This is a genomic window from Lysobacterales bacterium (assembly GCA_014946745.1).
Taxonomy (GTDB): Bacteria; Pseudomonadota; Gammaproteobacteria; order Xanthomonadales; family Xanthomonadaceae; genus Aquimonas.
Genome location: JADCRD010000001.1, coordinates 1,111,169 through 1,131,386 on the forward strand (window position 1 = coordinate 1,111,169; position 20,218 = coordinate 1,131,386).

Sequence of the window (20,218 nt, forward strand, 5' to 3'; positions counted from 1 at the left end):
ATTCGTCAGCCGGCCACATGAACATCTGGCAGCGCGGCGCCTGCCGCGTTGAATCGCATGTCGCGCGCGCTAGAGTGCGCGGCCTGCACCACCACACCTCCCCCATGGAATGCCCTCGATGTCCAAGCCCTTGAAGATCGCAATGGTCGGCGCTACCGGTGCCGTAGGTGAGACCCTTCTGGAGATCCTGGCCGAGCGCAAATTCCCGTTCACCGAGCTGATCCCGCTGGCTTCGGAGCGCTCGGCCGGTGATCTGGTCCGCTGCGGCGAACGCAGCTACACGGTGCGCGACCTTGCGAGCTTCGATTTTGCCGGCGTCGACATCGCCTTCTTCTCGGCCGGCGGCAGCGTCTCCGCCGAACACGCGCCGCGCGCGGCCGCAGCCGGCGCCGTGGTGATCGACAACACCTCGCACTTCCGTCGCGAAGCCGATGTGCCTCTGGTGGTGAGCGAGGTCAATCCCGAGGCGATCGCCAACCGCCCGCGCGGCATCATCGCCAACCCCAACTGCTCGACCATGCAGATGCTGGTGGCGCTGGCGCCCATCCACCGCGCCTACGGCATCACCCGCATCAACGTCGCGACCTATCAGTCGGTCTCGGGCGCAGGCCGCTCGGCGCTGGAAGAGCTGGGCAAGCAGACCGCGGCCATGCTCGCGTTCCAGGACCCGAATCCGCAGCGCTTCCCGGTGCAGATCGCCTTCAACCTGATTCCGCACATCGACGACTTCCTGGACAACGGCTACACCAAGGAAGAAATGAAGCTGGTCTGGGAGACGCGGAAGATCCTCGGCGACGACAGCATCGAGGTGAACCCGACGGCGGTGCGGGTGCCGGTGTTCTTCGGTCATTCCGAGGCGGTGCACATCGAGACCCGCGAAAAGGTCACGGCCGAGGCCGCCCGCGCCCTGCTGGAGCAGAGCCCCGGCGTGGTGGTGGTCGACGAGCGCGCCAAGGGCGGCTACCCGACGCCCGTGACCCATGCCGCCGGCAAGGACCCTGTTTTCGTCGGCCGAATCCGAGAGGACATCAGCCATCCGCGCGGTCTGAACCTGTGGATCGTCGCCGACAACATCCGCAAGGGCGCGGCGCTGAATGCGGTGCAGATCGCCGAGCTGCTGCTGGCTGAACGCGGCTGATCGAGGGGCGCGAGGCTCGCGTCGAAGCCTCTCGGCTGAACCGATGTCAAGAAATGTGATTGCGCTCACCCTCAGGTCCGCGCTGGTGCCCTGCCAGCGCGGCCTTAATTGTTGGTGAAATGTCACCGTTGACCTATAGTTAGCGCGCCGTTGTCATGTCGTTTCTAGGATTGGTCCGTTGAGCCGTGGTACAGGCGGGGCGGACCAGGGCCGTGCGGAGGGGTTGCACACGCAGCCGGCGCACGGCCAAAAGCGGCCATCACCAGACATCCGCCGCGGATGGGGGACAGAGTTAATGAACAAGATGCTCAGACTGCCGGTTGCGCTTGCTTTCGCCCTCGGTGCCTCCAATGCCTTCGCCCTTGGCCTGGGCCAAGTGCAGGTCAAGTCCAGCCTGAATCAGCCGCTGCTGGCGGAGATTCCCGTCCTGGAGAACGCTCCCGGCGAAGCCGCGGACCTTCAGATCCGTCTCGCATCCTCCGAAGCCTTCGCGCGTATCGGTCTTGAACGACCGAGCGCCTCGCTGCTGACCTCGCTCACTTTCGAGGTCGTGCAGGGCGACGGCGGTAAGCCGATCGTCCGCATCACTTCTCCGAATCGGGTCACCGATCCCTTCGTGAGCCTGCTGATCGAGGCGGAATGGGCGCGCGGCAAGCTGCTGCGTGAATACACCCTGCTGCTGGATCCGCCGGTCGCAGTGCCCTCGCGCGCAACGCCCTCCGAAACCCAGGCCCTGCCGCAAGGGGATGTGCGCCCGGCGCCGTCCGAATCGCTGGCGACGCCGCCGCCGATGGCCACTCCGCGCCCAGCGGCTGCTGCCGCGGCGCCGACCTACGCTCCGGGTGAGAGTTACGGGCCGGTCAATTCAGGCGACTCGCTGTGGAAGATCGCCAGCCAGTCGATCCCCGACAGTTCGGTCAACATCAACCAGATGATGGTGGCCATCCAGCGCGCCAACCCGGATGCCTTTGTCGGCGGCAACATCAATCGCCTGCGAACGGGTGCGGTGCTGCGCATCCCCTCGCGTGAGGAGATCAGCGCGATCGGCGCCCGCGAGGCCGCGCAGCTGGTCCGCGATCAGACCTCGGACGAGACGGCCCTGCAGCCGATCGAAACCGACAGCAGCCCCATCGCCTCGCCGGCGGCGCCCGCTGCATCCGCCGACTCGCGCCTGGCGATCGTGCCGCCGCGCGGCGAGCAGCCTGCGGCCGCCGCGCAGACCGGCGCCGTGGCCGGCGGTGACGGCGCGGAGCTGCGTGCCGATCTGGCCCGCGCGCGCGAGCAGGGCGAGGCCTTGAGCCAGGAGAACACCGAGCTCAAGGCCCGCGTGCAGGAGTTGGAGAAGATCCGCGGCGACAGCGAGCGTCTTCTCGAGCTTCGCAACAGCGAACTGCAGGCGCTCCAGCAGCGTCTGGCGGAAATCGAAGCGCAGCAGGCGGCTGCGGCGACGGCGGCGAGCGCCACCTCGGAGGCTGGCGCTCCAACGCCCGAAGTCGAGGCGCCGGCAGCGTCAGCGGAGGACCCCGCAGCGCCGGTCGTCGATCCTGCGGCCGCGCCCGAAGCACCCACCAGCGAGACGCCGCCCGCGGACACCGCGGAAGCGCCTGCCGAGACGCCTGCGCCGGCAGAACCGACGGAGGAGGCCGCGTCCTCGGCTGCCGCGTCTGAGCCTGCGGTGCCCGCGACCACTGAGGCGCCCGCCGAGACGAGCAGCAGCGAGAACCTGCCGCCGCGTCCGCCGCGCCAGGAGTGGTATCAGAACCCCCTGCTGCTCGGCGGCGGTGGCGCACTGCTCATCGGTCTGCTGGCCCTGCTCGGTCTGCGCGGACGCGGCAAGAAGAAGGCCGCAGCGGTGGCAGCGGCGGCGCCGTCGCGCTTTGACGGGGCCGACTTCGGCGTGCCGGCTGCGAGCAGCAGCGCCGCCTCCGGCTTCGACGAGCACGAAGATGCCGAAGAGCGCGAGCTGCTGGACCGCGTTGCCGAGCAGCCCGACGATCTCGAGCGCCATATCGATCTCGTTCGCCATTACTTCGGCATCAACGATCCCGCGCGCTTCGAGGGTGCGGTAGAGGCCATGTACGCCCAGGTCTATGACCCCGACGATGCCAACTGGCAGCAGGCGCTGCAGATGGGTCGGGAGCTGCTGCCCGACCACCCGCTGTTCATGGATCTGCCCGCGCAGGATGCGCCGGTCAGCGCCTGGGAGCCGGCCGCTCCGGCTGCCGCGCCGACGCCGAGCTTCCAGACGCCGAGCTACCGCGTGGACAGCGGGTTCGCGACTCCGGCGCGTACGGTCGACGAGGAGCCCGAGTTCCGCATCGATCTTTCGGAGCCCGAACTGGTGGTGCCGGAGATCGAACGCCTCGGCGCGGCCCAGAGTCAGGAGCCCCTGCAGTCCTTCGAGTTCAACCTTGAGCCGACGCCGGCCAAGGCGGCCAACGCAGCTGCAGCGCCGCAGTCCTCTTCGGCGCAGGATGATGCCCAGCTCAGCGCCGACGCCATCGAAGCCGCCGCGACCAAGCTCGAGCTGGCTCGCGCTTACCTCGACATGGGCGACGTCGAAGGTGCGCGCGGCATGCTGGAGGAAGTCACCCAGGAAGGCACCGCCGATCAGCGCCAGGACGCCCGTCGCCTGCTCGACGAGATTCGCTGATCGCTCCAAGGCAGCGATTGAACAGGGGCCGGCTTGCCGGCCCTTGTTCGTTTTCGGGCGCGGAACTGCGCGGACGTCGCCCCAGCCCTTACCCTGTGCGCGCCCTGTGTTCCCGAGCCCACCGGCTTTGAATCCCCAATCCCCAATCCCCAATCCCGAAGCGCCGCCCAGCACCCGCTACGCCGCCGCGGTGGAATACGACGGCGGCGCTTTCCTCGGCTGGCAGCGGCTGTCGCACGGGCGCACCGTGCAGGCCTCGGTTGAAGAGGCGCTGAGCTATGTCTGCGACACGCCGGTGGAAGTCACCTGCGCCGGCCGTACCGACAGCGGCGTCCACGGCCGCGGCCAGATCATCCACTTCGACATCGCCGTCGAGCGCAGCGCGCGCGCGCTGATGATGGGCACGACCTCACGCTTGCCCTCGGCCGCGGCCCTGCTGTGGGTGCAGCCGGTGGCGGCTGACTTCCACGCCCGCTACTCGGCGCTGGCGCGACGCTACCGCTACCGCATCCTCAATAGGCCGGTGCGGCCGGCGCTGGATCGCCAGCAGGCCGCCTGGGAGCGGCTGCCGCTCGATGCGGAGGCCATGCATCGCGCCGCCCAGGCCCTGGTTGGCGAGCACGACTTCAGCGCCTTCCGCACTGTCGCCTGCCAGGCCAAGCACCCGAACCGCCATCTGCACCGCATCGAAGTCACGCGCGCAGGCCCGTGGGTGGAGATCCGCGTGCAGGCCAATGCCTTTCTGCACCACATGGTGCGCAACATCGTCGGCAGCCTGCTGCCGATCGGCCGCGGCGAGAAGCCCGAGGCCTGGCTGGCCGAGCTGCTCGCCGGTCGCGATCGCAGCGTGGCCGGGCCGACAGCGGTGCCGCAGGGCCTGGTGTTCGAGGGTCCGCTCTACCCCGCGCGCTTCGCGCTACCGCCAGAATTCACATGGTCGGATCTGTCCTGACAGACAGCTTCGATGCGCGCTCTTGACGTGTCAGCGCGCGCGATGCTCCACACTACGCGCCTGATGACCGCATCGATCCGACAGCGCACGCGCATCAAGTTCTGCGGCATGAAACGGGCCGACGACATCCGTGCCGCCGTGCAGCTCGGGGTGGATGCGGTGGGCCTGATTGTTGTGCCGGGTACGAAGCGCGGCCTCGCCATCGAAGAGGCTGTGGCCCTGCGTCGCGAAGTGCCTGCGCTGGCGACGGCTGTGCTGCTGTTGATGGATGCCGAGCCCGACTTCGCGCGCGCTGCTGTCGAGGCGGTCCAGCCCGATTTATTGCAGTTCCACGGCGGCGAGGATCCGGCGCTCTGCGCCAGCCTCGGGCGGCCGTGGATCAAGGCGGTGCCGATGGGCAGTGTCGACGATCCGCTGGCGTACCAGCGCCGCTATGCAGGCGCTGCTGGCTTCGTGTTCGACAGCCACGGCGCGGGCGGGCAGGGCGGCAGCGGCCATGCCTTCGATTGGGCGCGGCTGCCGGCAGAGCGGCTGGCACCGCTGCTGCTGGCGGGCGGACTGACGCCGGACAACGTGTTCGAGGCCGTGTGCGCGGTGCGCCCGCATGCGGTGGATGTATCCAGTGGTATCGAGGCTGCGCCGGGCGAGAAGAGCCTCGCGCGCATGCAGGCATTTGTCAGCGAGGTGGAACGTGCAGACCGCGGCCAAGCGAATTGAACCCATCGAAGTCAGCGACTTCTCCCAGTACCCCGACTCCCGCGGCCATTTCGGCCAGTTCGGCGGCAGCTTCGTCAGCGAGACCCTGATCGAACCTCTGCGCGAGCTGGAAGCCGCCTACGAGCGTTACCGCAAGGATCCGCAGTTCATCGCCGAGCTCGAGTACGACCTCAAGCACTACGTCGGCCGGCCGTCGCCGATCTACTTTGCCGAGCGCCTGACCGCGCATGTCGGCGGAGCGAAGATCCTGCTGAAGCGCGAAGACCTGAACCATACCGGCGCGCACAAGATCAACAACACCATCGGCCAGGCCATGCTGGCCAAGCGCATGGGCAAGACCCGCATCATCGCCGAGACCGGCGCTGGCCAGCACGGCGTGGCCTCGGCGACGGTGGCCGCGCGGCTGGGGCTGAAGTGCGTGGTCTACATGGGCGCCACCGACATCGAGCGCCAGGCCATCAACGTGTTCCGTATGAAGCTGCTGGGCGCCGAAGTGGTCGGTGTGACCTCGGGCTCCAAGACCCTGAAGGACGCGCTCAACGAGGCCATGCGCGACTGGGTCAGCAACGTGCACGACACTTTCTACATCATCGGCACGGTGGCGGGCCCAAGCCCGTATCCGCGCATGGTCCGCGACTTCAACGCCGTGGTCGGCCGCGAGTCGCGCGCGCAGATGCTGGAGCAGTACGGCCGCCTGCCGGATGCGCTGGTCGCCTGCGTCGGCGGCGGCAGCAATGCGATCGGCCTGTTTCATCCCTTCCTGAACGATCGCGAGGTGCGGATCTTCGGCGCCGAAGCCGCGGGTGACGGCATCGAGACCGGTCGCCACTCCGCCTCACTGGCTGCGGGCCGCCCCGGCGTGCTGCACGGCAACCGCACGTATCTGCTGTGCGACGACGACGGCCAGATCATCGAGACCCACTCGATCTCGGCCGGCCTCGACTACCCCGGCGTCGGCCCTGAGCACGCCTTCCTCAAGGACAGTCAGCGCGCCGAGTACGAGGGCATCACCGACACCGAGTGCATGGAGGCCTTCCATCTGTTGGCCCGCACCGAGGGCATCCTCGCAGCGCTGGAGTCCAGCCACGCGATCGCACTGGCGATCAAGAAGGCGAAGCAGATGCCGAAGGACGCCCTGATCCTCTGCAACCTCTCGGGTCGCGGCGACAAGGACATGTACACGATCGCCAAGCGGGAAGGCATCAGCCTGTAGGGCCGGGATTGGGGATTCGGGATTGGGGATTGGTTAGAGCAGGACCCCTTGCACCCTTTCCCTGAGGGCAGGGCTCGAACCAGAGCGAAGCTTTTCACCCCTCTCCCCTGCAGGGAGAGGGGCGGGGGAGAAGGGGGAACGCTCGCGCAAGCCTTCCGCCCTCTTTGCACTCCAGGCTAGGGCGCCCAACTCAGCCTGCAGAGCTTCGGTCGAGAGTGTTCCCCGCGCCAACGAGTCGCCCAACTGAAGATCGAGACGCCTGCTCTTTAACGAATCCCGTGTCCCCAATCCCGGCTCCAATCCACTCGCCCTCTCACTGAACCCGACAGAACACATGGCCAACCGCATCGACACCCGCCTCGACAAGCTCGCCGCCGCCAAGCGCACCGGCCTGATCCCCTTCATCACGGCCGGTGATCCTTCCGATGCCGCCACCGTGCCGGTGATGCACGCGCTGGTGCGCGCGGGCGCCGATGTGATCGAGCTGGGCGTGCCCTTTTCAGACCCCATGGCCGACGGCCCGGTGATCCAGCAGAGCAGCGAGCGCGCGCTGGCGCGCAAGGTCGGTCTGCGGCGGGTGCTGGCGATGGTGGCCGAGTTCCGCCAGCAGGATGCGGACACGCCCATCGTGCTCATGGGTTACCTCAACCCGGTCGAGATGTTCGGGCTTGAAGCCTTCTCAAAGGCGGCCCGCGAGGCCGGGGTCGACGGCGTGCTGCTGGTGGATTGCCCGCCCGAAGAGTCGGCGCCGGTGCGTGCGGCCCTGAACGCCGAGCAGCTTGCACTCGTGCCGCTGGCCGCGCCGACCAGTGCCGGCGACCGCCTCGCCACGCTGGCGCAGAGCGCGCAGGGCTATCTGTACTACGTGTCCTTTGCCGGTGTGACCGGTGCCGGCAAGCTCGACACGGCCGAGGTCAAACACAAGGTCGCCGCGATTCGCGCGCTCACCAGCAACCGCATCGCAGTGGGCTTCGGCGTGCGCGATGCCGACAGCGCGCGCGCCATCGCCGAATTCGCGGATGCCGTCGTGATCGGCAGCGCCCTGGTCAGCACGCTCGCCGGCGCCACCGATACCGCCGACGCCTGCGCGCGCGCCGAGGCCTTCCTCAAGCCCATCCGCGCCGCACTGGGCTGACGTCGCCAAGGCGAAGCCGCTGGGCTCACCGGCGCAGGCTGCAGCCGCCACGGCTGGCGGCGCGAATTGCCTCTGCGCGACGTCGGCGGCTGCGCTGAATTCTTCAGCCTTGCCCTGTCGCCAGCGCATCGGCGTTTGATCCTGCGCATGGCGCGCATGCCTCCGGGCAGTGACACTGGGGCGACTCGGGAGTCTCCCGTCGCGCCGGGAATCGCATGTCGTCCGCCTTGGACCCGAACGCCGTCGCTCCGCTGTTCCGCCTGCGCGGAGTGGGCCGCGTCTATGGCGCGGGCGCCAGCGCCGTGCACGCCCTGCGCGGCGTGGATCTCGACCTGCACGCCGGTGAGGTGGTGGTGGTGCTGGGGCCGTCCGGCTCCGGCAAGAGCACCCTGCTGAACATTCTTGGCGGGCTGGATGCGCCCAGCAGCGGCAGTGTCGAATTTGAGGGGCAGCGGCTTGACCAGGCCGACGAGCGCGCGCTGGGCGAGTACCGCCGCCGCCACGTCGGCGTCGTGTTCCAGTTCTACAACCTGATTCCCAGCCTGACTGCGGCCGAGAACATCGAGCTGGTCACCGACATCGCCGATGACCCGATACCGGCCGAAGAGGCCCTCGCGCAGCTCGGCCTGGGCGGCCGCGGCGACAGCTTTCCCGCGCAGCTGTCCGGCGGCGAGCAGCAGCGCGTGGCGATCGCGCGTGCGCTGGCCAAGCGGCCGCGGGTGCTGCTCTGCGACGAGCCCACCGGGGCACTGGATCTCGCCACTGGCGTGCGCGTGCTCGATGCGTTGATGCAGGCCAATGCGCGCAGCGGCAGCTTGAGCCTGATCGTCACCCACAACGCCGACATGGCGCGGCTGGGCGACCGCGTGGTGCGCTTCGCCGACGGCGCGATCCGCTCGATCGAGCGCAACGCCGAGCGCGCCCAGCCCTCGGAGCTGCGCTGGTGATGCGCCGGCCGCTGCTGAACAAGCTTGGCCGCGACCTGCTGCGGCAGCGGGCGCAGGCCTCGGCGATTGCCGGCCTGCTGGCGCTGGGCGTGGCCCTGCTGGTCACTGCGATCGGCACGCGCGCGGCGCTGGAGCAGGCGCGCGACGACTACTACCTGCAGCAGGGCCTGGCCGACCTGCAGCTGATGCTGGTGCGCGCACCGCATGCGATGGCCGCGCGCGCCGCCGCACTGCCGGGCGTGCAGGCCGTTGAGGCGCGGCTGGCGGTGCCCGCCCTGCTGGTGCTGCCCAATGTGGACGGCGCGCTCAGCGCGCGCCTCTATTCGCTGGACGATCCCGAGCGCGTGCAGGTCAATCGGCCGTGGCGGGTCGACGGCCGCTGGCCGGAGCCGAATGCGCGACGCGAGGTGGCCTTGAACGAGGCCTTCGCCCAAGCGCAGGGGCTGAGCATTGGTGATGAGTTGGCGCTGACGATCCGCGGTTCGCGCGAGCGATTGCGGATCGTCGGTATCGCCAACTCGCCGGAGTTCGTGTTCGTGAGCCCGCCCGGCGAACTGCTGCCCCAGCCCGAGCGCCACGCCGTGCTGTGGATGCCGAGGCGGGCCCTGGAGCAGGCGGCCGGCCTCAAAGGTGCCTTCAACGAGCTGCTGCTGCGGCTGGGCGATGGGGTGTCCGCGGACGCTGTGGCCGCACAGCTGGAACCGCTGTTCGCGCGCTATGGGGCAGGCAGGGCCCAGGACCGCAGCCGCATTCCGTCCGCGCGCCTGCTGGATGACGAGCTTGAGCAGCTCGGCACCATGGCGCGCATCCTGCCGCCGGCCTTCCTCGCGGTCGCGGCCTTCCTGCTGAACCTCAACCTCACCCGGCTGGTGGAGGCCGAACGCAGCACGCTGGGCTTGATGAAAGCCTTCGGCCTGCGCCCGCGCGAAGTGGTGGGCGGCTATCTCGGATTCGCGCTCGTGGTCAGTCTCGTCGGCGTGCTGTTTGGGCTGGCGCTGGGCCGCGCCTTGGGCGAGCTGATGTGCGGCCTGTATCTGGAGTTCTATCGGCTGCCCGCGCTGCAGTACCGGCTGCAGCCCGGTCTGGTCGCCGCCGCGTTCGCGGTCGGTATCGGCGCCGCATTCGCCGGCAGCAGCCTGGCTCTGCGTCGCGTGCTTGCACTACGACCTTCGGAAGCCCTGGCGCCACCGTCGCCGCCCAGCTTCCGGCACGGCAGCGGGCCGCTGAAGGCGCTGGCCGCGCGCTTCGATCCGCTGACCCGCGTCGCCTTGCGCCGGGTGCTGGGCTTTCCGCGCCGCAGCCTGATCACCGTCGCCGGCTTTTGCGCGGCGCTGATCCTGCTGGTGCTGTCGATGCAGGCACCGCTGGCCATCGAGCGCCTGCTCGACATCAGCTTCGGCGCGGCCAAGCGCCAGCAGATCACGCTCAGCCTCGCCGAGAACGCCGGGGCGGATGCTTTCCGCGCACTGTCCCGGCTGCCCGGGGTCGAGAGTGCTGAACCCTTCCTTGCGCTTGATGCTGTGTTCACCGCTGCCGACCGTTCGGTCAACGAACCGCTGCTGGGCTTGCTGGCCTCGCCGCAGCTTGAGCGGCTGGTCGATGCCCAGGGCCAGCCGCGCCTGCTGCGCGATGACGGCCTGCTGCTCAGCGGCTCATTGGCCCGCCAACTCGGTGTGGTCGCTGGCGATGCGGTCGAAGTGCAGCTCACCGGCGGCCTGCGCAGGCGTTTCGAGTTGTCCGTCGCCGAAGTGGTCGAAGTCACCATCGGCAGCGGCGCCTGGCTGGAGATCGACACGCTGGCTCGCTACGCGGCACAGCCGGGCCGCATCAGCGGCGCCCATCTGCGCCTGCGCGCCGATCAGCGCCCGGCCTTCGATGCCGCCGTGCGCGCCACCCCGATGATCGCCGCCAGCAGCGATGTCGAAGCCGCCTGGGGCGCGATGCGGCGCATGTTCGAGCAGGGCAGCGGCACCATGACCACCCTGTTCACCGGCTTCGCGGTGCTGATGGCGGTGGGCATCGCCTACGCCACCAGCACGGTGGTGCTCGGCGAGCAGCGCCGCGACCTCGCCACGCTTTGCGTGCTGGGCTACGGCCGCCGCGAGGCCAGCTATGTGCTGCTGGCCGAGCTCGCCCTGCTGTGCCTGATCGCCCTGCCGCTGGGCCTGGTGCTGGGCCACTACGCGGCGCAGGCCTTCCTGCGCGCGATGGCCACCGATGTGTTCCAGTTCCCCAGCCTGTTCGAGCCCAGCCTGCACTTGCGGGCGGGACTGATCCTGCTGGTTTCGGTCATCGCTACCGCGCTGTGGGTGCGTCGCGGGGTCGATCGGATTGGTCTTGTCGAAAGCCTGAAAGTCCGGGAGTAGCCGCATGACGATGAGTGCATCCCGCCGCCGCACCCGTCTCGCCTGGGGCGCGCTGCTGCTGGTCCTGCTGCTGGCTGCGTTGGCCGCGCTGTGGCCGCGCGCGCGCGCGTTCGAGCTGGTCGAAGTCGGCACCGGCACCCTGCGCGTCGAGCGCAGCGACCGCGGCGTCACCCGCATGCGCGAGCTGCATCCGCTGGCCGCACCGACCGCGGGCGTGCTCGAACGCATCCGCCTGGAGCCCGGCGATGCGGTGGACGCGGGCCAGGTGCTGGCGCGCCTGCGGCCGCTGCAGTCGATGCCCTTGGACGCACGCAGCGCAGCGAGCGCGCGCGCCGAGCTGGCCGCCGCCGAAGCGGGATTGCGCCAGGCCGAAGCGCATGCCGCGTCCGCCCGCGATGCGCGGCAGCGGCTGGAGGCCTCCGGCCAGCGCGGTCTGGTCAGCGCGCGCGAGCTGATGGCCGCGCGCGCGCTGGATCGCGAAGCCGCAGCGGCGGTGGGCGCGGCGCGCGCGGCGATCGAGCAGGCGCGCAGTCGTCTCGCGCTCACGCTGCCCGACGCCGAGGGTCGCATCGAACTGCGCGCGCCGGTGGCCGGTGTGCTGCTGAAGCGCCATCTGCAGGGCGAGCAGCCGGTGGCTGCCGGCCAGCTGCTGCTGGAGATCGGTGCGCCGGACTCGATCGAGGTGGTCGCCGATTTCCTCTCGCAGGATGCCGTGCTGTTCGCGCCCGGCGCGCCCGCGCGCATCGAGGGCTGGGGTGGCGCCTCGCTGCCGGCGCGGGTCGAGCGCGTCGAGCCGCTGGGCGAGCTCAAGGTCTCGGCGCTGGGCGTCGAGGAGCAGCGCGTGCACGTCATCCTGCAGCTCGACGCCGTGCCGCCGGGCCTGGGCCACGGCTACCAGGTCGAGGCCTTCGTACAGGTGCGCGAGGCGCGCGACGTGCTCGTCGTGCCGATCGAGGCCCTGCGCCGCGAGCACGCCGGCTGGCGGGTCTGGCGCGTCGAGGACGGCCGCCTGCGCGCGCGTGCGGTCGAGGTCGGCGACAGCGACGGTCGCCAGCGCGAGATCGTCACCGGGCTTGAGCGCGGTGATCGCGTGCTGCGCTTCCCGCCGCCGGGCGATCTGGAAGGACAGCGCGTGCGCATCACGCCCTGACGTATACGCCGGCCTTCAGACCAGCAGCAGGGTGCCGAGGCCGAGGAAGGCGAAGAAGCCGAACACGTCGGTGACCGTGGTCAGGAAGATGCTGCTGGCCAGCGCAGGATCGAAGCCCATGCGCTTCAAGGTCAGCGGCACGGCGACGCCGGCCAGGCTGGCCGCGGTCAGGTTGATCACCAGCGCCGCGAAAATCACGCCCGACAGCGCCGGGTCGCCGAACCACAGCCAGACCGCGCCGCCGAGCACGAGGCCCAGGCCGAGGCCGTTCAGCAGGGCCACGCGCACTTCCTTCCAGACCAGGGTCCAGACGTTGCTGGCGCCGACCTGGCCCAGCGCCAGACCGCGGATCATCAGCGCCAGCACCTGGGTGCCGGCATTGCCGCCCATGCCGGCGACGATCGGCATCAGCACCGCCAGCGCCACGACCTTCTCGATGGTCTCTTCGAAGCGGCCGACCACGCTGGCCGCCAGAAACGCCGTCAGCAGATTGATGCCCAGCCAGATCATGCGCCGCGGCGCTGCGCGCAGCACCGGGCTGAACATGTCCTCGTCCTCATCGAGGCCGGCCGCCGACAGCACCTGGTGCTCGGCCTGCTCGCGGATGATGTCGACCACGTCGTCGATGGTGATGCGGCCGACCAGGATGTTGTTCTCGTCGACCACCGGCGCCGACACCCAGTCGTGGTCCTCGAACTGCCGCGCGACCTCGGCGGTGAGCGTGTCGACCGGAATCGCCGGGTGATCCTCCTCGTCCATCAGCTGGTTGATCGGCCGCGAGGGCTCGGACAGCAGCAGGGCGGTCAGCGGGATGCGGCCGAGGTACTGATGGCGGCGGCTGACCACGTAGAGGTGGTCGGTGTTGTCCGGCATCTCGCCGCGCAGGCGCAGGTAGCGCAGCACCACGTCGACCGTGACGTCGGCGCGCACGGTGATGACGTCGGGGTTCATCAGGCGGCCGGCGCTGTCCTCAGGATACGAGAGCACCTGCTCCAGACGCTCGCGGTTCTCCCGGTCCATCGACTTCAGCACCTCGTCGATGACCTGGTCGGGCAGGTCCGCCATCAGATCGGCGAGGTCGTCGATGTCCAGCGATTCGGCAGCGGCGACGATCTCGTCGGGGTCCATCGCCGCGAGCAGGCTTTCGCGCACCTCGTCGCCGACGTGGACCAGCACTTCGCCGTCGTCCTCGGCGTCGACCAGGCCCCAGACGATCACGCGCTGGTCGTGCGGCAGCGACTCCAGCAGGTTGCCGATCTCGGCTGGGCTGAGCGTGTTGACCATGCGCCGCACCGGCCCCAGGCGGCCGGAGTCGAGCGCTTCCGAAAGCAGCCTCAGCTGGCGTGCGGCTTTGTCCTGGCGGCTGATCTCGGCCATGGCAGGCTCTCGGCTTCAGTGGGGCGGGCGCGCTGCAGGGCAGGGCGCGGCGATGGGGGTAATGCCGATGATGCGTTGGCAGAGCGCGTCAGCCGGCAAATCGAAACCTCAAGCGCATCGGAACCCGCGGAACACGCTCAGGTGCAGCAAGGAAAGCCAGGATCGACGACAAGAACGAGGGCCGCACATCCGCGGGCGAGCCCGCCCCTCCACTCGTTCCTCTTTCCTCTCCACTCGTTCCTCGATTGTCTCTACGCGTTCCTCGCCGCAAGGCCCTCAAGCCGCCTCGAAGCGATTCGCCGCGACGTTCTTGCGCACCTTCGCCGGGTCCCAGATGCGCCCGTTCATGGCGATGTAGACGCCCGGCGGCAAGCACTGCACGGCGCCGACGGCGGTGCCGATGTTGAACTCCGCGTCCGAGCCGCGGAAGCGCGCCGGGTTCAGCGCGCCGGTCATGACGATGGTCTTGTCGGCGACGTCGGCCAGCACGCGGCCGGTCTCGACCATGCTGTCGGTGCCGTGGGTCACCAGCACGTGCCTCGCCGGCTGCGCGAGGATGGTCTGCTTGATCAGCGCGCGGTCGGCGTCGGTGAGGTGCAGGCTGTCCTTGCGCAGGATCGGAATCACCGTGAAGCGGAAAGCGACGCCCAGCTCCTCAAGGATGCGGCCGATCTGCGGGTCGCCGATCTGGTAGTCGGACTTGTCGTCGAAGTAGATCTTGTCGATCGTGCCGCCGGTGGTGACGATGCAGAGCTGGTCCATGGCGAGGCCGTTTGACGCGGGAAGGCCGCGAATTATACGGGCTGGGCCTGGGGCAACACTGATCACGTCCCTCCTGGCCTTGATCAGTGGTCGCGAGTCCGGCACCTGTCCGGACTCGTTCGGCCGCTAAGCGGCGACGCCTTCGCTTCGCTCGGTCACGCCGGATCAAGCACCTGCGTGCTCGATCCGCGGGCGCGCCCTTCATGGCGCGCGACAACGCTGAATTCTTCAGCGTTGTCTCAGCCCCCGGCCTCTTCGGCAGCGGCCGTGACCAGCTTGCGCCAGTAGATGCGGCGCGACAGCCCGTGCCAGGCCGCGGCACAGCACACGCCGGCCGCGAGCGCCGCTTCAATCAGCCCGGGCCACAGGGCCGCCGGCACCGTCCAGGCCTCCATCACCCCGTGGGTGAAGTGGAACATGGCGATGAAGCCGGCCCAGAACAGCGCCTTCTTCATGTTCGCCAGCGCGCACAGCGCCGGGATCAGTAGCGGCAGGCCGAGAACGCCCAGCGGCACCCAGGGGCTGACCCGCGCCGGCGGCAGCAGCACGAGGTACCAGGCCAGCTGCAGCGCGATCAGCGCCCACAGCAGCACCACGCCGATGCGCCAGGCGCGGCGGCCCACATGCTCGGGCACCGGGCTCGCGTTTTCGTCGAACAGATTGGGATTGGCGGATTCGAGACTCATGCGCCGGCTCCGAGCTTCTGTGCGATCACAGCCACGCGCCGGCCCAGCGCACGCGCGAGCTGGCGCTCGTCCTCGCTGGGATGGGTGTGGCCCTCATGCCCGGTCCAGTGGCTGGCGCCGTAGGGCGTGCCGCCGGTGGTGGTGGTGCTGAGCGCGGCTTCGGTGAAGGGGATGCCGGTGATCAGCATGCCGTGGTGCAGCAGCGGCAGCAGCATGGTCAGCAGGGTCGACTCCTGACCGCCGTGCATCGAGGCCGTCGAGGTGAACACCGCTGCCGGTTTGCCGGCCAAGGTGCCCGAGGCCCATTCGGCGCCCAGCGAATCGAGGAAGTGCTTGAGCGGTGCGGCCATGTTGCCGAAGCGGGTCGGGCTGCCGAGGATCAGGCCCGCGCACTCGGCAAGGTCGGCCCGCTCGACGTAGGGCGCGCCGTCCTCGGGTTCAGGCGGGGCGGCCGTCTGGGTGATGGGCGCGACCGGCGGCACCGTGCGCAGCCGCGCCGCCATGCCCGGCACTTCATCGACGCCACGCGCAATCTGTCGCGCCAGCTGGGCCACGCTGCCGCTGCGGCTGTAGTAGAGGATCAGGATGTCGGGCATGGGCAGTGACTTGGGGTCGATAGGGCGGGTCTCGACCCACCGGGCCTCGCATCTTGCGGCACGCATCATCAATGCGGAGCGAGCGTTGCGGGCGAGGCGGCGCGCAGGGTGATTCGAGCATCCAGTTCCGTTGGGTCAAGTCCCACCACAGGCTGGCTTGATCGGGTGGGTCCAGACCCACCCTGTGTTGGCTTGATCGGGTGGGTCGAAACCCCGCCGACGCCCACCCCACCGTTTGCTTGTCGCGTCACCCCATAGGGTGGGTCTTGACCCACCGGCTTTATCCACCGCGTGTCCTGCGCGGCGAATGCAAAGCGCTTGGTGTCTGGCACAACGCAGGGTGGGGCGTGGGTCGAGGTCCGGTGGGTCAACACCCACCCTATGCTCGGTTCGCGAGGGTGTGCCAAAACCCAACACATCCTGGCTTGATCGGGTGGGTCGAGACCCCCTCATGCTGGATTGATCGGGTGGGTCGAGACCCACCTCATGCTGGATTGATCGGGTGGGTCGAGACCCAACCTATGCTCGGTCAAACAGGGTGGGACGAGACCCGCGCTAGGCCTCGTCGCTCCGCCCCGGCAGCAGCGCTGCCGCCGCCACCGCGCTCGCGCTGATCGCCATCAGCACGCTGCCGAGAAAGGGGCCGACAAAGTAGAAGAGCAGGGCGGTGTCGAGCCCCAGCCATACCACCAGGGCCATGCGCAGGCCGCGGCCGAACAGGCGCGGGGCCACGGCGCAGGCGGCGCAGAGCAGCGAGGCGATCAGCAGGTGCACCGCGTACAGGATCCACGCGCCGCGCAGCACATCGAAACTGGGCAGCGGCTGCTCGGCGCCGACCGCGGCGAGATCCAGCAGGCCTTGATCCAATCGCGGGTAGGCCAGCAGATGGAAACTCGCCTGCGCCGCCAGCAGCACGCAGGCCACGGCCAGCAGCCAGAGTTCGGGGCGCAGTCGGCGGGTCTTCGGGGTCGGGCTCATTGCGTCAGGGTCTCGAAGCCATCGCGGAAGCGGCCGCTCAGGGTACACGCGGCGGCGTTCGGCACGCGCTGCGGGAACGGCGAGTTGTCGATGCCGACGGCGCGCAGCGCATCGATCTCCCAGCCCGGGGCGGTCACGGCCGCATCGGTGGCGATGAGGAAGCGCAGGCGCACGCGCTGCCCGGCGAGACTGCGGCCGAAGTCGATGCGGTGCGGCACAAAGGCCTCGGGCCAGCCGGCGCTGCGGCCGACGAAGGCGGCGCGCCCTTCCAGCGGGTTGTCGCAGCAGTCGGACAGCACGCCGCCATAGGCCGGGCTGAGCTGGCCGAGTTCGCTGGCGTCGCGCCAGCTCTGGCCCTCGTCCACGCTGAATTCGACGAGGCCGCCGTCGTAGAAGGTGCTGCTGCTCGCCTCGAAGCTGTAGCGCGCGTCGAACTCGACGCGGAAGTCGGCGTCGGCGCTCACCTGCAGCGCCGGCGATTCGATCCAGGCCTGACCCTCGGTGCCGAAGTCGGGCCCATACAGCACCCAGCGCAGCGGATCGAGCGCGCGCCGGCGCCAGCCCACCAGCTCGGGCTCCAGGCCCTCGTCCTGGGCGGCTGTCCAGACCAGACGCGGGCTGTCGAAGCCATCGCTGCGGCTCACTGCATCGACGAGGTCGAAGTCGACCGCGAAGGCCTCAGCGCCGACTTCGCCGGCGGCAAAGCCGATCGCCGGATCGTCTGGCGTGGCCGTGACCGTGATCGCCTGCAGGCCAGCGCCGGCGTAGAGCGCCACCGGCAGCTCCAGCGTGTGCTGCTGCTGCGGCGCCAGCGCCGGCAGCGTGCGCCCGCTGCCCTCGGCGAAGGCGAGGCGGTCGCTGGAGCTGCGCAGATCGACGCGGCTGTCGGCCAGCGCCTGCGTGCCGGAGTTGCGTACGCTGAGGCGCAGGCGGCCGGTTTCGCCGCGGTCGAGGATGCCGTCGGCATCGCAGCCGGCGTCCTCGATCAGCTCGATGCTGTCCACGCGCAGATCGCCACCGTCGACCAGGCTCGGCTGCACGCCCTGCAGGGTCAGGCTGCCGCGGCTCGGCGCGCGCGCGCGCAGGCCGGCGCCGCGCGCGGCAAAGGCCGAGCCGCAGAGGCGCAGGTCTTCGGTATCGCTGACCGCCATCGCCAGCAGCAGGGCGTCGCGGGCCTCGGTATAGGTCGGCGCATTCGGGGTCAGCTTGTAGGCGGCCACCAGATACTCGCTCATGCGCCGCTGCGCCTCGTCGAAGCTGTAGCGCGGGGTGGGCGGCAGGGTCTCGCGCAGCAGGCTGGCGTAGCAGTCCCACAGCAGGCTGCCCCAGACTTCGCCGGCGTTGTGCACGGCCGAGTTGTCGGCCGACAGGCTGGCCGGGGTGCGCGGGGCCGCGTCCGGAATCTGCGAGCCGCTGGCGATGTGCTGGAACTCGAGCGGATTGATCTCGCGCCGGGTCGAGTAGGGGTAGCGGCGGATGCCGAAGTAGCTCGCGTTGGGGCTGAAGCTCGGCATGCGGCCGGCGCTGACGTAGTTCATCACCCCGTAGCTGCCGCTGAAGCCGGCGCCCTCGGGCTTGAGCGCGTCCTGCTCGCGCACGAGCAGCAGCAGGGCGTGGAAGTCGGCCCAGCCTTCGCCCATGGCGCGGCTCTGGTGGGTGCTGAGGCCGGTGGCGTTGCCGATCAGCCGGTTGCTGATGTAGTGGCCCCATTCGTGGGCGACGATCGCTGCATCCATGGCGGCGTCGCGGTCGGCGCCGCGCTCGGCGCGCAGCTCGACGCTGAGCGGCGCCTGCGCCAGCCGCTCGCGCAGCCACAGGCCATCGCTGCGCAGCACGCTCTGGGTCGGCAGGACGAGCTCGGGCGCATCACCGACGAGCAGCGGCCAGCCTTCAGCCTGCAGGCCCATGATCACGAGGCCCGCCGCGCCCGCCGACTGCGCGTGGCGCGCCTTGTCGAGCGCGTCGCAGCCGCCGTCTTCGGCCAGCACGATGCGGCCGCTGAACGCAGCGGGCAGCGCTTCGCAGGCGTCCGCGGTAGTGCCGACGCCATCGCTCGCCAGCGCCAGGGCTGCGCTCAGCCGGTAGCTGCCGGGCCCGAACTCGGCCACGCGCGCCCGCAGCGGCGGCCCGGCCGCGCCCGGATCCAGCGCGCCCACGCGCGGGCCGCGAAAGCGGAACAGCTGCATGCGCGGCGGCGCGCCGTCCGCCGGCGTGGACATGTTGGCGTTGTCGAAGCCCGAATGGTCGAGCGTCTCCACGCGCAGCTCGTCGAACTCTTCGCCGCCGCGGTCGAAGTTCGACATCTGCGCATTGCCTGCGGCCTCGTCGAAGCCGGCGGCATGGAACCAGTCGTGCAGGTAGTTGGTGATGTAGAAGGCATTGACCACGCCCGCCTCGATCTGCCGCTTGTCGACGTCCGGCGGCAGCAGGGGCGCGTAGCCGGGCACGAAGGCCAGCGGGCCGCTGAGCTGGGCCCGCACGTCGCCTGCGCTGAAGCCATCCGGCTCGGCCAGGTCGGCGTAGGCATCGACGTTGTTGCCGCGGGTTTCGGCATCGCGGACGCGCAGCCAGGGGTCGCTGAAACCGCTGCCGGGCCAGGCGAAGCCGAGCGGCGCGAAGGCGAGCGGGATCTGCTGCGGCGGGCGGAGCGCTGGACGGAAGCCATCGGGCTGTGCGGTGGGATGCGGCATGTCGGCGCGGCCCTGCGGGCCGGGCTCAGGCCGGTGCGTGGCCGCGGTTTCCGCATAGGCCTGCCAGAGAAAGCTGGCGTGCGCGGACAGGTCCTGCCGCCGCTGCAGTCGGCCGTCGAGCGCATCGATCAGGCTCGCCTGCAGGCGGCTGCTGCGCGGCCCCTGCGCCGGCAGCACCTGGGTCTCGACGTACCAGGCCGGGCGCAGCTGGCCGCGATGGCGATACCACACTGGCGCGCCGCGCACCGGCCCGCTCAGCGTCGCACCGCTGGCCGCGCGGCTCAGCAGTACGGCCAGCTGCAGCTGGCGGTAGGGCGTCTGCGCGCGCGCGCGCGCAGCGTCGGTCCAGGCGCCGCGCAGATTCGCGGGCTCGAAGCCCCAGGGCGCCAGCGCCGCCGCCGCGGCGTCCTCCAGCCGCAGCCGCCAGACGCGCGCATCGCTTGCGACCTGCGCGGCGCCGCGTCCGCCGCCGCTGCTGGCGCGCACGCGGCCCTGCGCATCCAGCAGCAGGCTGATCCGCTCGCCGAAAATCTCGATGCCCTCGCGCTCGGCGGCAAAGCGCAGCAGCCTCGCGCCGCCGCGCAGGCGCTGCTGATCGATCAGGCGCAGAGCATCCGCCCCCGGCGACGCGCTGCGCGCCGCCGTCGACTGCAGGTGCGCCCGCGCGAGACGCAGCGCCTCGTCCGCCTCGGGCGGTGCGGGCGTCGCGGTCTCCGCGCGCCAAGGCAGCACATGCAGGCGCCGGTCCTCGTCGGCCTGGGGGGCGGTGTCGGGCTTGTTGGCCGCCCGCGTGGCGAGGCTTGCCAGCGCGAGCAGGAGCATCGCCGCCGCGAGCAGCAGCGCGCGCCGTCTCCGCGG

Annotated in this window: 15 protein-coding genes; 9 read left to right on the top strand and 6 right to left on the bottom strand. The window is 70.2% G+C overall.

All coding sequences use genetic code 11. The annotated features are described in order from the left end of the window. Window positions 1–109 precede the first annotated feature (109 nt). The 9 genes from H4O13_04560 to H4O13_04600 all read left to right on the top strand — a co-directional run bounded on the left by H4O13_04560 (window position 110) and on the right by H4O13_04600 (window position 12,271). The gene (locus tag H4O13_04560; GenBank protein ID MBE5314657.1) at window positions 110–1,138 is read left to right on the top strand and encodes an aspartate-semialdehyde dehydrogenase; all 1,029 of its coding nucleotides are present in this window, start codon (window positions 110–112) and stop codon (window positions 1,136–1,138) included. Between the two features lie 295 nt (window positions 1,139–1,433). Further along, on the top strand, window positions 1,434–3,791 hold the full coding sequence (locus tag H4O13_04565) for a hypothetical protein (GenBank protein ID MBE5314658.1): 2,358 nt from the start codon (window positions 1,434–1,436) through the stop codon (window positions 3,789–3,791). A 145-nt stretch (window positions 3,792–3,936) separates the two neighbouring features. Next, a complete protein-coding gene (gene truA, locus H4O13_04570) occupies window positions 3,937–4,743 on the top strand; it encodes a tRNA pseudouridine(38-40) synthase TruA (GenBank protein ID MBE5314659.1) in 807 nt (268 codons plus the stop codon). Between the two features lie 63 nt (window positions 4,744–4,806). Then, window positions 4,807–5,460 (top strand): phosphoribosylanthranilate isomerase, encoded by a 654-nt coding sequence (locus H4O13_04575; GenBank protein MBE5314660.1) that lies wholly within the window; start codon window positions 4,807–4,809, stop codon window positions 5,458–5,460. Then, window positions 5,357–6,673 (top strand): tryptophan synthase subunit beta, encoded by a 1,317-nt coding sequence (gene trpB, locus H4O13_04580; GenBank protein ID MBE5314661.1) that lies wholly within the window; start codon window positions 5,357–5,359, stop codon window positions 6,671–6,673. The genes H4O13_04575 and trpB overlap by 104 nt, the downstream gene beginning before the upstream one ends. Window positions 6,674–7,007: 334 nt before the next feature. Further along, entirely contained in the window at window positions 7,008–7,808 is an 801-nt protein-coding gene (locus H4O13_04585; GenBank protein MBE5314662.1) for a tryptophan synthase subunit alpha, read from the top strand. Window positions 7,809–8,023: 215 nt separating this feature from the next. Then, window positions 8,024–8,755 (top strand): ABC transporter ATP-binding protein, encoded by a 732-nt coding sequence (locus H4O13_04590; protein MBE5314663.1) that lies wholly within the window; start codon window positions 8,024–8,026, stop codon window positions 8,753–8,755. Then, window positions 8,755–11,121 carry an ABC transporter permease gene (locus H4O13_04595; protein MBE5314664.1) on the top strand — a complete coding sequence of 789 codons (2,367 nt, stop codon included), beginning with the start codon at window positions 8,755–8,757 and terminating at the stop codon, window positions 11,119–11,121. The genes H4O13_04590 and H4O13_04595 overlap by 1 nt, the downstream gene beginning before the upstream one ends. Before the next feature lie 4 nt (window positions 11,122–11,125). After that, window positions 11,126–12,271, top strand: a complete 1,146-nt coding sequence (locus H4O13_04600) for an efflux RND transporter periplasmic adaptor subunit (GenBank protein MBE5314665.1) — start codon at window positions 11,126–11,128, stop codon at window positions 12,269–12,271. A gap of 15 nt (window positions 12,272–12,286) precedes the next feature. Here the strand turns inward: H4O13_04600 and mgtE are convergent, their stop codons facing one another. The 6 genes from mgtE to H4O13_04630 all read right to left on the bottom strand — a co-directional run bounded on the left by mgtE (window position 12,287) and on the right by H4O13_04630 (window position 20,182). Then, entirely contained in the window at window positions 12,287–13,648 is a 1,362-nt protein-coding gene (gene mgtE, locus H4O13_04605; protein ID MBE5314666.1) for a magnesium transporter, read from the bottom strand. Between the two features lie 276 nt (window positions 13,649–13,924). Then, window positions 13,925–14,410: an asparaginase gene (locus tag H4O13_04610; GenBank protein MBE5314667.1), complete on the bottom strand. Its 486-nt coding sequence runs from the start codon at window positions 14,408–14,410 to the stop codon at window positions 13,925–13,927. 239 nt (window positions 14,411–14,649) lie between these two features. Next, window positions 14,650–15,096 carry a DUF2069 domain-containing protein gene (locus tag H4O13_04615; GenBank protein MBE5314668.1) on the bottom strand — a complete coding sequence of 149 codons (447 nt, stop codon included), beginning with the start codon at window positions 15,094–15,096 and terminating at the stop codon, window positions 14,650–14,652. Continuing rightward, the gene (wrbA, locus tag H4O13_04620) at window positions 15,093–15,692 is read right to left on the bottom strand and encodes an NAD(P)H:quinone oxidoreductase (GenBank protein ID MBE5314669.1); all 600 of its coding nucleotides are present in this window, start codon (window positions 15,690–15,692) and stop codon (window positions 15,093–15,095) included. Before wrbA ends, H4O13_04615 begins: the two co-directional genes overlap by 4 nt. A 555-nt stretch (window positions 15,693–16,247) precedes the next feature. Beyond that, the gene (locus H4O13_04625; protein ID MBE5314670.1) at window positions 16,248–16,670 is read right to left on the bottom strand and encodes a hypothetical protein; all 423 of its coding nucleotides are present in this window, start codon (window positions 16,668–16,670) and stop codon (window positions 16,248–16,250) included. After that, window positions 16,667–20,182: a M36 family metallopeptidase gene (locus H4O13_04630; protein MBE5314671.1), complete on the bottom strand. Its 3,516-nt coding sequence runs from the start codon at window positions 20,180–20,182 to the stop codon at window positions 16,667–16,669. Before H4O13_04630 ends, H4O13_04625 begins: the two co-directional genes overlap by 4 nt. Window positions 20,183–20,218: the final 36 nt, after the last annotated feature.